The sequence below is a fragment of the Devosia marina genome (assembly GCF_009758415.1).
Taxonomy (GTDB): Bacteria; Pseudomonadota; Alphaproteobacteria; order Rhizobiales; family Devosiaceae; genus Devosia; species Devosia marina.
Genome location: NZ_WQRF01000006.1, coordinates 59,395 through 71,636 on the forward strand (window position 1 = coordinate 59,395; position 12,242 = coordinate 71,636).

The following is a 12,242-nucleotide window of genomic DNA, read 5'->3' on the forward strand; positions in this document are numbered from 1 at the left end:
TCTAGGCTGCAATCTCGGGCAGCCGCGCCGCCATCAGTGCCTTGGTGAGGTCGTGCTGCGGCTCGGCAAACAGCCGCTGCGGCGCGCCTTCTTCCACGATTTGCCCCTTCTCCATCACCAGCACCCGGTCAGCCATGGCCGCGACCATGTCGAGATCGTGGCTGATAATGAGATAGGTCAGGCCATGCTCTACTTGCAGCCGCGAGAGCAGGTCGAGGACGTCGCCGCGCACCGAAACGTCGAGCGCCGAAACTGGTTCATCCAGCACCACCAGACGCGGCCGTGTCACCAGCGCGCGGGCGATCGCCAGGCGCTGGCGCTGTCCGCCGGAAAATTCATGCGGATAGCGCTCCAGCATTGCCACGCTCAGACCAACGGCCTCAATGGCCTCCGCTAGCCGGGCTTCGTGCTCGGCTCGCGACAGGCGCCCCAACAGATGCAGCGGCTCGCCCAGCGAGTCGCCGATTGTCATGCGTGGGTCAAAACTGCTGAACGGGTCCTGGAACACCAGCGACAGGCCCGCGCGCAGCAGTGGCGGCAGGTTACGGCCGCGATAGGCCGCCCCATCGAACACCAATTGCCCCGCGCTGACATCGTCCAGACCCACGATCATCCGCGCCAGGGTCGTCTTGCCGCAGCCGGATGGGCCGACCAGCGCCACGCATTCGCCCGCCGCGATGTCGAGGGACACGCCATCCACAGCGCGGACGGGGGCGTCGCGCCATGGCCACAGGCCACCATGGCGATAGACCCGGCTGACATTTTCGATGCGCAGCAAGGGCGCACCATCCGCTTGCGTCGCCGCGGCTGGCCTGTCCCGTCGCTGCATCTGGCTGGCCGCCAGCAGCTTGCGCGTATAGTCGGCCTGGGGCGCCCTGAACACGTCACCAGTATCGCCCTGTTCGACCAGCTCGCCCGCCCGCATCACCCCGACCCGGTCGCACAGCGCCGCCACGGCGCGAATGTCATGGCTGATGAACAACAGTGTCATGTGCCGCCGCTTGCAGATATCGGTGATCAGGTCGAGCACGGTGCGCTGGGTAATGGCATCGAGTGCCGAGGTCGGCTCGTCTGCAATCATCAGCTCGGGCTGGCTGGCCAGCGCCATGGCGATCATCGCGCGCTGTCGCTGCCCGCCCGAAAGCTGGTGCGGAAACCGCCCCACATGCCCAGCGGCCAGTCCCACCTCATCGAGCAGATCGGGCAGGGCCAGCGGCATCACCTCGGTAATGCCGGCCAGGTTGATGGCTTCCTCGATTTGCTCGCCAATTGTCATCAGCGGATTAAGCGCCGTCATGGGCTCCTGAAACACCATGCCAATGCGCTTGCCCCTCAGGCGCGCCATCGCCTGCTCACTATCCGGCAAGGGCGTCCCGTCAAACGCGATGTGCCCTGAGACCTGCGCCGCGTCCGGCAGCAGGCCGGCAATCGAGAGGGCCGTCAACGACTTGCCCGAGCCGCTCTCTCCGATAATGCCAAAGCGGTCGCCGCGCTCGATTCGCAACGACAGGTGCGACACGGCCTTACGCCCATCAAACCCGATGGTCAGGTGATCGATCTCAACCAGCGCCATGGTTCAATCCTTCATGGCGCAGCCGCGGGTCGATCGCATCGCGCAGCCCGTCGCCGGAAATATTGAGCGCGATCACGATCAGCACGATGGTCAGCCCCGGCACCACGCTCAGCCAGGGGTGGATCAGAAACAGGCTCTGCGCATCGCGCAGCATCAGCCCCAGGCTCGTTGCCGGCGGCTGCGTCCCCAGCCCGATGTAAGACAGGCCCGCTTCAGCCAATATCCCTAGCGAAAGCTGGATCGTGCCCTGCACGATCAGAAGGCTCATGATGTTGGGCAGCAAATGCCGCGCCGCAATCGCCGCATTCCCGAGCCCCGCCAGCCTGGCGGCGGCCACATAATCCTGCGTGGCAATGGCCAGCGCGCCGCCCCGCGCCACCCGCGCAAACACCGGAATATTGAAGATCCCGATGGCGATGACCGCATTGATTTCGCCCGGCCCGAACAACGCCGCGATCAGAATGGCCACGATCACCGCAGGAAAGGCAAAGGTAATGTCGGACAGGCGCAGCACCAGCCATTCCACCATGCCGCCCCAGGCCACGGCAGCCAACCCGAGCGGCACGCCGACGCCAATCCCGATGATCACGCCCAGCCCTGCGACTACGAAGCTGGTCAGCGTCCCGCGCATCACCAGCGAAAACATGTCCCGCCCCAGATGATCCGTGCCCAGCCAATGCTCGGTCGCCGGTCCCAGAAAGCGCCGGGCAATGCTGATCTGCTCGATGGGAAACGGCGTCCACCACAGGGAAACCAGTCCCAAAAGGGCGAACAGCGTTGCCGCCATGAGCCCGATGGCCAGACTCGGATGCCGCCCCAACTGTTGCCAGTTCATGCGTCCCGCCCTTTCAGCCGTGGGTCGACAAAGGCATAGGCCAGATCGACCACCAGCATTGTGGCCGTTGTCACAACCACCAGCACAATCGTGGCGCCGCGCACCAGCACCAGGTCACGCTCGGAAATCGCAGTGAAGATCAGCCGCCCCAGCCCCGGCAGGTAGAACACATTCTCCACGATAATGGTCCCGGCGATGAGGAAGGCGAACTGAAGCCCCAGAATGGTCAAGACCGGTAACAGCGCATTGCGCACGCCATGGCGCCAGATCGCCTCGGATTTGGTCATGCCCTTGGCGCGCGCCGTGCGTATGAAATCCTGCTCGGTCACATCGACCAGGGCCGTGCGCATCACCCGCGCCAGGATCGAAGCCTGCGGCAGGGCCAGCGCTAGCCCCGGCAGGGTCATCCCGCGCATGGCCGCGCCCGCATCCTCGTCCCAGGGTATGAACCCGCCTGTCGGCAGCCAGCGTAGCGTTACCGCAAACACCAGCGTGAGCAGCATGCCGAACCAGAAATTGGGAATGGCTACCCCGGTCTGCGCCAAAACCATCAGCGCCGTGTCGGTCGCCTTGCCCCGCCGCATCGCCGCCAAGATGCCAATCGGCAGCCCCACCACCACCGAAACCACCATGGCAATCAGCGAGAGCGGCAGCGTCACCGCCATCCGTTCGGCAATCAGCTCGGCAACCGGCAGCCGCTGCGTGGTCGAGAGCCCGAAATCGCCCACCAGCATGCCTCCGACCCAGGCTAGGAACCGCTCATGCGCCGGCGCATCGAGCCCCATCTGCGTCCGCAGCGCCGCAACCGCCTCGGGCGTGGCATTGATCCCCAGAATAAACCGCGCCGGATCGCCCGGCAGGAGATCAAGCAACAGAAAGATCACCAGCGCGGCCACAAACAGCGTCGCCGCAAACCCGGCCATGCGGCGCACGAGGAAAAGGGTCATGTGGAAGCCCCCCCCCACCCAGCCTCCCCCCGCCAGGAGGAGGGGCACTTTCGCGGTAGAATCTGAAATCCATAGCACACGCCGACCATTCCTTCCCCCCGTGGGGGGAAGGTTGGGTGGGGGGCTTTGGCGGGGATAAAGCTATTCCACCCAGTAAATGTCGCGCAGCACCACACCCTCCACGGGCGCGTTCTGCCACATGCCGTCCAGCTTGGCGTTCCATACCCCGGTCTGGGCCAGTTCGAACAGATACCCATTGACCGCATCGCGGGCGATGATGGTCTGGATCTCCTGCGCCAGCGCCAGGCGATCGGCCTCGTCCGTAGTGGCATTGAGCGTCTCGTTGAGGGCCTGAACCTGCGCGTTGTCATAGCCGAAGTAGTAGTCGGGGTTGGCATAGATGCCAATATCGAACGGCTCCACATGGCTGATGATGGTCAGGTCGAAATCCTTGTTGGCAAACACATCTTCCAGCCACTGCGCCCATTCCATGTTGATCAGCTCGAGCTCGATCCCCACTTCGGCGAACTGGCTGGCAATGATCTGGCCCGACAGGCGTGCATAGGCCACCGGCGGCAGCTTCAGCGTGGCGGAAAAGCCGTCCGTATAGCCCGCTTCGGCCAGCAGGGTTTTGGCCGCCTCGACGTCATGCGGATAGGTGTCGGTCAGGTCCAGATAATAGGGGTGGTGCGGCGCGAAATGGGTGCCAATTGGCACGCCATAACCATAGGTTGCGCCCTCAATGATCTCCTGCCGGTCCAGCGCATGAGCCATGGCCTGGCGCACCTTGAGATCGGTGAAGGGCTCTTTGCGGTTATTGGTCGAAAGAATGGTCTCGCCTTCGGTCGACCCTACCAGCACCTTGAACTGCGGATTGTTCTCAAACACGGCCAGCGCCTCGGCGGCAAAATTGTTCGTGCCGTCTACATCGCCGGCCAGCAGCGCATTGGTCAGCGTCGCCGTGTCCGAGATAAACACGAAGCTCGCACGGGTCAGGGCCGGTGCCTCGCCCCAATAGGGACCGTATTGCTCTAGCACCACGCGGCTGCCGCGATCCCACTGGATAAAGGCAAAGGGCCCGGTACCGATCGGTTCGGCGCCATTATTCGCCGCGCTTTCCGGCGCCACAATCACCGCGTCGCCTCGGCCCAGATTGAACAGGAACAGCCCGTCCGGCCGCGACAGTGTAAATTCCACCGTCATCGGGTCGATCACGGTCACTGCCGAAATCGGCGCATAAAGCGCCTTTTGGGCATTCACGCTGTCCTCGGCCAGCAGCCGGTCAAAGCTGAATTTGACGTCCTCGGCATCGAAGGCAGTACCATCGTGAAAGGTCACGCCCTCATTGAGTGCAAACCGATAGGTCAGCCCGTCTTCCGAAATGGTCCAGCTTTTCGCCAGCCCCGGCTGCACCGCCCCGGTCTGGTCGATCCGCACCAGCCCCTCGAAAACATTCTGATACACCACCACGTCGATGGCTTCGGCTGCTCCGGCAGTGGGGTCCAGGGTAGGGGGTTCCAGCGCCACGCCGATGCGGATTTCGGTCGGCTGGGCCAAGGCCGGCCCGGCCATCAGCAGCAGGCCCGCCACCGTCAGCGCCAGTGTGTTGCGTGCAGTCATGGTGGTCTCCTCCATCGTGGCCAGATGGCTTCAGCTATAGAGGAAGTGCGCGCCCTTGCGTAGCGGGGCTACTCGGCTTCCTCGGCATTTTCGATCAGCGGCCGCTCATCGACCAGATCGGCCGGAATTCTGAGCGTGAACAGCATGCCCTCGGGCCCAGCCGGGTCCACTGAAAGCGATACCGCATTGACCGCCAGCAGCGCCCGCGTCAGCGCCAGGCCGACGCTGGAGCGCACCGGCATCAGCGCTTGACCCTCGCGCCCGATGCCATCGCGGAACACCACGAAGCGTTCGGCCATGTCCACCGCGTTGACCGAAGCGTCGCGCACATGAATGGCGATCGAGCCGTCATCATGGCGCTGCGCTGAAATCACCACCGCGCCCCCCATCGGGGTCTGGTCGATGGCGCTGGCCAACAGGTTTAACACCGCCTGCGCCAGCGAGGCCCGGTCGGCGGTGATGCGAGGCAGCATCTCCGAGATCGCATTGCGTACGATCACCCGGGCCCCATTGGCCTGGTTTCGGATACGCCTTACGCATTGCTCGAGCAGGTCCGTCAGGTCCAGGCTCGCGCGCTGCGGCAGATAGCGGCCATCGCGCAATCGCGCAAAATCGTCCAGTTCATCCACCAGCGCCGAGATTTCCTGGCCGGCCTGGGCGATGTCGTCGGCATAGGCCGCGTAGCGTTCGCTATCCAGCTCGCCAAATGCCTTGGAGCGGATGATGTCGGAAAAGCCGATGATCGTATTGAGTGGGCGCCGCACCCCGCGGCTGATCCGGCCCAGCAGCGCCGGGTCGATATCGCTGGCCGACCTGACCCGTGCCGCGCTCAATTCGCGCGGCTTGACCAGCCCGAAATAGCCCGAAACAACCCCGGCCTGGCCCAGTGCAAACAGCAGGATATCTGCTCTGCCATCAACCGAGCGCAATGTCAGGCAGGGGCGGGCGGTTTCGGCAAAGCGCGCCGGCCGTTCCAGAAACGCCCGCAACGCCACCGCGTCGTCCTGCCCGACCAGCGCCGATATCGGCCGCCCGGTCAGCGCCTTGCCATCGCCCAGCATCGTTGTGGCGGCCGCGCTGGCGGAGCTTACCATGCCATTGCGATTGGCCTCGACAAATCCGTCTCCGCGAATATCGGCAAAGGTTTGGGCAAAGGCTTTCACCGCATCTTCGTGGCCCGTGCGCACTTCGGTTGTGCTGGCCGAGAGCATCAGGGCAGGGCGGCCATGCCAGGAGATCGACTGCAGCCGCGCGGTCACCGGCACCAGCGTGCCGTCGCGCTGCACCAGATGGTTGACCGGCCCGGCCTCCCGACCTTCACCACCCAGCACCGGGAAAATCGCGCTCAGACCGGCCTGGCGCAAATTCTCCACCGAGTCATAGCCCACCATCTCCGTGATGGCACGGTTGGCAAACAGAACCTGCTGGTCGCGGAACACCAGAATGCCCAGTGGCAAGCGGTTCAGAACCAGCGTTTCGCCGCCCAGATTGACCAGCGCACCAGACCCGCTTGCCCCCTGTACGGCCGGTAGTGCAGGTTCTGCCGGTCCATTGCTCGGCTGGGCGCGCTCGCCCACCCGATCATTGAGTATGCGCGACAGCTCGTCAAAATTATAGCGCGACACGCGCTCAACCGTTTCGAGGTCGGGCTGAGCTTCGGTCTCCGATGCCGTCTCGGAAAGCTCGGCACCAGCTTCTTTGGATGGCGTAAAACCACGCCCGGTGATCTTGTAATGCTGCGTCCCCGGCGCTTCGACGAAATCTTCGTCAGCTCCGACAGGCGTTGGATCAATGCCTGTTGGCGGCGTATCATCGTCTTCGCCCAGAGGCGCATAAAGCGCCTCGTCATCGGCCAGCTTGTCCACCAGATCGCTTAGCCGGCGCGACACTCTTGGCAATTCGTCGGACGCTTCCGGTTGGTCCTCGTCTTGAGAGACTTCCTCGTCGGCGTTCGCGTCGTCATTATCTGCGTCCTGCAGCCTCTGTTCTTCGGAAACGGCCGCGATGGCCTCGAAAATGCTGGGCACCCGACGCGGCGCTGCCCCGTCGCCTTCTGCCGGAGCGCCATCCTGCGGATCAGACCAGCTTTCCGGATTGTCAGTTTCGGGGGCCGGACGATGCGGTTCAGCCGGCTCATAGGCGATCTCGGCATCGTTGTCCTGCCAGCTCTGCAACTCGTGGGCATAGGCTTCGTCCGCGGCAATAGGAGCCATCCCGCCTTCTGTTTCCGGCGCGGCCTCATCGGCTTCGGATACGGCGTCTGCATCAGCCGTCTCTGCGCCGTTGTCATCTTCCGGCACCGGCTCAGCGGCCACGGCTTCTTCTTGCACCTGATTTGTATCAGCCGGTTCATCATCGGCAGGCACTGCCTGCATCGGCTCCACGGCCTCCGCCGTTGCCTGGGCAGGTGCGACGTCATCGGGGTCTGCCGCGTCCGTCTCGGCACGCGCTGCCGCGAGCACCTCCGGCGCAATCGGGTCGACCCCGACGACCAGCAGGACCGGTTCATTGTCGTCCCAGCGCAGCGGTGTCGTGGCGCAGGTGGCCGAGGCCGGCTTTTCCCCGGCAAGGAACTGGATACGCGCCAGGCTCGTTCGGCCGGTCGATCCCAGGCGGATAATGCGCGCAACCTGTCCCTTGATCGGCACGGCCGGCGCCGAGCGCTTCAGGCCATGTTTCTTCACCTTGGCCAGGAACAGATCAGCCGCCGGGTTGGACCAGATCAGCCTGCGGCCATCCTGGGACCATAGCCATGCGGGACGTGAATCATCCTCATGCTGCTGCACGCGCCGCGCGTCTGGCAATGTGTTCCAGCGGTCATCCATGGACTGCCTTTGTCTGGTCGCGACCCCGTTGATTTGTCCCATTCCGGTACAAACGTCCGAAGTTCCTTAAGTGTTCTTCAATATAGTGCAGCGGCGGGCGAATCCACCCCGGCAGCAGGCGGCATGGGTCCAAATGCGGACCATGGTTAAGTGCGCTTTCCTAAGGATTGGTCACGCCGGCCCACAAAATTCGCTGCCAAGGGGGCATTTTGGGGGCTCTGTCCACAGCGCAAAATCGGTGCTTGTCATCTCGGTCATCTCGACCTATGTTCCGCCCGCTTTCGGAGCCCGGTCACAGACCTCGGTTCCCAGCGGGTCCTGCCGCCTTAGCTCAGTTGGTTAGAGCGCTAGATTGTGGATCTAGAGGTCCCCCGTTCAATCCGGGGAGGCGGTACCACCCACTTTTCTGTCTTCACTGCGCCAGTCTCAGCGATGAGATGTTGCGTGCAATTTTTTCGAACGCGGCCGAGAGGTCCGACGCATTGGCGGCGAGAAAGTAGTTGTCCGCGCTGCTGGCGCAGTAGCGCAACACATTGGCGGCATTGCTGCCTTCCACGATCCCAAAGCCAACCGTATAGACCGCGATGCCAGTCGAGGCATCGTTCATGGCATCGCAATAGGCGCGCGCCTGATCATAGGAAGCGCCATTATGGGCGTCGCGGTTGATCTTTTCATTGTTGCTGCCACTGCCGCTTGCTGAGTTCCGCGCGATCACGCCGTCATAATGTACCGTGTTGAATTCACCATCCGTCATGATGATCGCGGCCTTGAGCAGGCGTTCGCGCTTGTAGTTGGCCGGGCGGCTGGCCTCTGGCCACACATAGCCGAATTCAGGTGAGAGCATGTACCAGCTCCACAGGATACCAAGGCTCCCCGAGGTCGATCCACGCGCCACGAGGGCGTCCGACATGTCGTGCAGCACAGACTTGTTGGAGGTCAGCGGAACAATCTGGTTGGTCGGGCAACCATTGCTGCCCGGATAGTTGCGACCCACATAGCGTATGCTGGGCGCTGCATCTGTGAACGCTTCCGCGCCGCCGCGCTCGGTCACGCAACTGGTGATCCCGTGCACCGTTGTCCGATTCGACGCGCTGGTGAACAGATAGTAGTCGCAGCCGACCAAGGCGCTTTGTTTGGTGCAGTGCAGCTTTCCGGTGTTGGCCCTATAGGTCCCTTGGCCGATCATCGAATAGCCTTCGAGCCGCAGCGTATTCGTCGTGACATTGGTCACCCGAAAAGTACGGTCGTTAATGCCGTTGAGCCAGGAGACGTCCCTTACGTAGGTATAATCCCCTTCTGAAAACCCATGGTCGTTGGCGGTGACCACCGTTTCGCAACGGGCAACCAGGCATTCCACGACCTGTCCACCGCCCCAATAATTGTCGTACCAGCGGCTATCGACCCAGTTGCCATTTTCGTCCTGGAGTTCGAAAGTGTCCCGCGACCTGTTGGCGACCTGGTAGGCCCTCTGGTTGATCTGGTTCATGTTATTCACGTCCCAGATATAGACCCAGGCACCGTTCCGGAAGCCGTGCCGGTCGGCAGTCACGCTCGCGCGAGAGCTCTTCGTGATGCCCGAGATGTTCTTGGTGCCTCCAGTGGCCCACGACATCGAAGAAATGTCTGCCGGCCCGCGGATCGGCCCGCGCAGTGCCTCGGCAAAACCACCCACATTCACCGCCTGCGCATAGGGGATCAGGGCCATCTTGGTATAGTTCGGCTCTTGCTCGTCCTGCACGATCGCATCGATCAAATCATCCAGGGCATCCTGCAGGTCTCTCAACCGCTGTCCGCTCATTGATCCGGTCACATCCAGCGCCACCGCGACTTCGACATCCACCGCGCCGCGCACCGCCTCCGCAGTCAACGAGGCGCCAAGCTGTTCTACCCCGACAAGTCGCACGAACCGGGTCGGCAGGGCGAAATTACCTCCCAGCGTCAAGCGTCCAGCCTCGGTGTCGATGCCGATCTGGTCAACCTGGGCTTCAGTCACATCGATATCGCCAATACGCTCCAGCACGATGGCCTGCGCCTTGGCCAGCAGATCCGCCTCAAGTTCACTTTGGGTCAGTCCTGACCGGTAGATCTCCGGTTGCAGCGCCAGAGCCGCGGCATCTAGCGCCACCTGGGCGCGCTGCCGGGTCTGCTCGAGCGAAACATAGTCCACCGTGGCGCCGCCCAGCGCGATCAGCACAATCGCCATCAGCCCAAACAGCACCGCGAACACGCCGCTTTCGTCCTTGGCAAACCGTTGCAACAGTGGAACAAATCTGGACATCACGACACCTGGTTGCGCCACGAAGGGTTGAGCAGCTCTCACCTTCGCGCAAACTTGTTAGGAAAGAACAACCACCTTGGAGTTGAGCTGCACGCGGCCATAAAGGTCGATCACGTCCTCATTGGTCATGCGGATGCAGCCTGAAGAGACGTTCTGGCCGATCGACCACGGTTCATTGGTGCCGTGAATGCGGTAGAGGGTTGACCCCAGATAAAGCGCCCGAGCGCCCAGCGGATTGTCGATGCCGCCCGGCATATGCGCCGGCAGCCCCGGCTGGCGCTTGCGCATCTCGGCCGGCGGCGTCCAGCCCGGCCATTCCGCCTTGCGGCTGACCCGGTGCGTGCCGCGCCATTCGAACCCGTCCCGCGCCACCCCGATGCCATAGCGCAGCGCCCGGCCATCGCCGAGCACGAAATAGAGAAAATGCTGCCGCGTATCGACCACGATGGTGCCGCTGCGCTCATTGGTGGCATAGGGCACCACCTGTCGCAGATAAACTGGCGAGACATGCAGATTGGCCTGCAGCGCCAGCGCATGGCGTGGCCGGCCTTCGGTGATGGTCACGCCGGGCGGCGGGGCAAACCGCCAGCCGGGGCGAAAGGTTTCGGCCTGGCTTGGCAGCGCCGTGCTCACCAGCGCGAATGTGGCCAGCGCAATGGCCAGCCGGGGCAGGTTTCGGACGATCATGGCCTTGCATCCCCAATAATGCGTTTGGCCATATTGTCCCGCACAAGCGCAAAGGAGTCCTCAAGCCGCGTGGTTAACCGCGCGTGGTTAAGGGCCCTTAACAAACCCTTGCCGCCCTGCTGCGAAACGCCTGAATCTAGAGGAAAACCGAATCGTCCAGTTCTTCGGCCGGCGGCAGCACGCGCTGCACCGCCAGGCCCAGTTGCTCGGTGGTAAAGGGCTTGGGCAGCACTTCGTTGACCCCAAGCTCGCGCGCCCGAGCGATATTTTCCCGCGAGGGATAGGCCGTCATCAGGATCACCGGTGTGGTCCGCGGCGCGCCAAACCGCGCATCGCGCAACACCTGCATCACCCCGGCGCCATTGATGTCGGGCATATACCAGTCCATCAGCGCCAGGTGGAACGGCGCGCCCATCAGCTTGAGAATTGCCTCGGCGCCGTTCTCGGCCTCCTCGACATCGGCAATGCCCAGCTTGTTGAGGCCCACCGTGCAGATCGCGCGCGCATAGGTGTTGTCGTCCACCACCAGCGCCCGCAACCGTCCCGGTATGATCATGCCGCCCCTCCAACGTCGCACGCGCCCAACGCCCCGAAGGGCGCATGAACTCTGTGTGCCACACTGCCGATATGGCCCGCTGGATAGCAGCCAGCGCGGCCCTGTCAATCCGGTCCAATACCGGGCCCGATCGGCATCGTGGCTTCCGGGCAACACTCATCACAGAGTGCGACAGACTGACACATCTTGGCTTGCAGCTCACGAAGTCGTGAGTTACCCAAGTTCCGTCTGCAAAAGCCAACCGAGGGAGGCGTTTAATGTTCAAAACTGTAACCCGCCACTCGGGGCCAAATTACCTTCATCACGGTCACGCCACCGCGTAACCCTCTGACGGTACCCTCGGCCGCCTCGCGGCTCGCGGACACCCCCAACTCTCCACCCTGAATCGCTGAACCGGGTCGTTCCACGCCCCGATTCCGCTGTTCTCCCATCTTTTCACATTAGAGGCCGGCAGGGTGACCTGCCGGAACAACCAATGACTTCGAACGTGCTCAATGAGCGCAGCGTGGTGCTGCGTCTCGAATTCTCCATCGCCGATGCTGTCCAGCAGCGCGGTCTGGTCCCCGTCGTCGGGGCAGCCATTCGCGCCTGGTGGGCCCAGCGTCCGGTCCGCTATCCTCAGGTTCCCGGCTATCTGCGCGAAGATGTCGGCCTGCCGCCCGAGGATGAATACCGCAACCTGTTTACCGTGCCCGCCCAGCTCTGGCAGTTCCGCCCGCCGGATCAGGACATCTCAAGATGAGAGAAGGACAGCCGGGGTTCGCCCCGGCTGTCCTTTCGGCTCGAATGGCCTCGCGAACTTATCCACGGTGCCGAAAACCGCCTCACACTGCACCCATCACTCCCGCGCGGACGGACTGCAGCGAACTTTGCGGGGGGAGCCGGTTGGGTGCTGGGTCGCTCCAGTGCCTGCCTGCTCGT

At 63.2% G+C, this 12,242-nt stretch carries 9 protein-coding genes and 1 tRNA gene; 2 read left to right on the forward strand and 8 right to left on the reverse strand.

The window, feature by feature from the left end; all coding sequences use genetic code 11:
* Position 1: 1 nt before the first annotated feature.
* The 5 genes from GO014_RS15500 to GO014_RS15520 form a co-directional block, all read right to left on the reverse strand.
* On the reverse strand, positions 2 to 1,573 hold the full coding sequence (locus tag GO014_RS15500; RefSeq protein WP_157291203.1) for a dipeptide ABC transporter ATP-binding protein: 1,572 nt from the start codon (positions 1,571 to 1,573) through the stop codon (positions 2 to 4).
* Entirely contained in the window at positions 1,560 to 2,408 is an 849-nt protein-coding gene (locus GO014_RS15505) for an ABC transporter permease (RefSeq protein ID WP_179952988.1), read from the reverse strand. Before GO014_RS15505 ends, GO014_RS15500 begins: the two co-directional genes overlap by 14 nt.
* On the reverse strand, positions 2,405 to 3,355 hold the full coding sequence (locus GO014_RS15510) for an ABC transporter permease (RefSeq protein ID WP_157291204.1): 951 nt from the start codon (positions 3,353 to 3,355) through the stop codon (positions 2,405 to 2,407). The genes GO014_RS15505 and GO014_RS15510 overlap by 4 nt, the downstream gene beginning before the upstream one ends.
* A gap of 141 nt (positions 3,356 to 3,496) precedes the next feature.
* Entirely contained in the window at positions 3,497 to 4,975 is a 1,479-nt protein-coding gene (locus tag GO014_RS15515) for an ABC transporter substrate-binding protein (protein ID WP_157291205.1), read from the reverse strand.
* A gap of 68 nt (positions 4,976 to 5,043) precedes the next feature.
* Positions 5,044 to 7,800 carry a histidine kinase dimerization/phospho-acceptor domain-containing protein gene (locus GO014_RS15520; RefSeq protein ID WP_157291206.1) on the reverse strand — a complete coding sequence of 919 codons (2,757 nt, stop codon included), beginning with the start codon at positions 7,798 to 7,800 and terminating at the stop codon, positions 5,044 to 5,046.
* A gap of 320 nt (positions 7,801 to 8,120) precedes the next feature.
* Here GO014_RS15520 and GO014_RS15525 point away from each other — a divergent pair.
* Positions 8,121 to 8,197, forward strand: a tRNA-His gene (locus GO014_RS15525).
* A 15-nt stretch (positions 8,198 to 8,212) separates the two neighbouring features.
* Here GO014_RS15525 and GO014_RS15530 read toward each other — a convergent pair.
* The 3 genes from GO014_RS15530 to GO014_RS15540 form a co-directional block, all read right to left on the reverse strand.
* The gene (locus GO014_RS15530) at positions 8,213 to 10,078 is read right to left on the reverse strand and encodes a TadE/TadG family type IV pilus assembly protein (RefSeq protein ID WP_157291207.1); all 1,866 of its coding nucleotides are present in this window, start codon (positions 10,076 to 10,078) and stop codon (positions 8,213 to 8,215) included.
* A gap of 57 nt (positions 10,079 to 10,135) precedes the next feature.
* Complete coding sequence (locus tag GO014_RS15535; RefSeq protein WP_157291208.1) at positions 10,136 to 10,765, reverse strand: L,D-transpeptidase; 630 nt, start codon at positions 10,763 to 10,765, stop codon at positions 10,136 to 10,138.
* 136 nt (positions 10,766 to 10,901) lie between these two features.
* On the reverse strand, positions 10,902 to 11,321 hold the full coding sequence (locus GO014_RS15540; protein WP_157291209.1) for a response regulator: 420 nt from the start codon (positions 11,319 to 11,321) through the stop codon (positions 10,902 to 10,904).
* 475 nt (positions 11,322 to 11,796) lie between these two features.
* Here GO014_RS15540 and GO014_RS15545 point away from each other — a divergent pair, with 475 nt between their 5' ends.
* The gene (locus GO014_RS15545; RefSeq protein ID WP_157291210.1) at positions 11,797 to 12,063 is read left to right on the forward strand and encodes a hypothetical protein; all 267 of its coding nucleotides are present in this window, start codon (positions 11,797 to 11,799) and stop codon (positions 12,061 to 12,063) included.
* The last annotated feature ends 179 nt before the right edge of the window (positions 12,064 to 12,242 follow it).

Coding starts and splice junctions, on each gene's coding strand:
- GO014_RS15500 (WP_157291203.1), bottom strand. CDS start 1,573: ATGGCGCTGGTTGAGATCGATCACCTGACCATCGGGTTTGATGGGCGT.
- GO014_RS15505 (WP_179952988.1), bottom strand. CDS start 2,408: ATGAACTGGCAACAGTTGGGGCGGCATCCGAGTCTGGCCATCGGGCTC.
- GO014_RS15510 (WP_157291204.1), bottom strand. CDS start 3,355: ATGACCCTTTTCCTCGTGCGCCGCATGGCCGGGTTTGCGGCGACGCTG.
- GO014_RS15515 (WP_157291205.1), bottom strand. CDS start 4,975: ATGACTGCACGCAACACACTGGCGCTGACGGTGGCGGGCCTGCTGCTG.
- GO014_RS15520 (WP_157291206.1), bottom strand. CDS start 7,800: ATGGATGACCGCTGGAACACATTGCCAGACGCGCGGCGCGTGCAGCAG.
- GO014_RS15530 (WP_157291207.1), bottom strand. CDS start 10,078: ATGTCCAGATTTGTTCCACTGTTGCAACGGTTTGCCAAGGACGAAAGC.
- GO014_RS15535 (WP_157291208.1), bottom strand. CDS start 10,765: ATGATCGTCCGAAACCTGCCCCGGCTGGCCATTGCGCTGGCCACATTC.
- GO014_RS15540 (WP_157291209.1), bottom strand. CDS start 11,321: ATGATCATACCGGGACGGTTGCGGGCGCTGGTGGTGGACGACAACACC.
- GO014_RS15545 (WP_157291210.1), top strand. CDS start 11,797: ATGACTTCGAACGTGCTCAATGAGCGCAGCGTGGTGCTGCGTCTCGAA.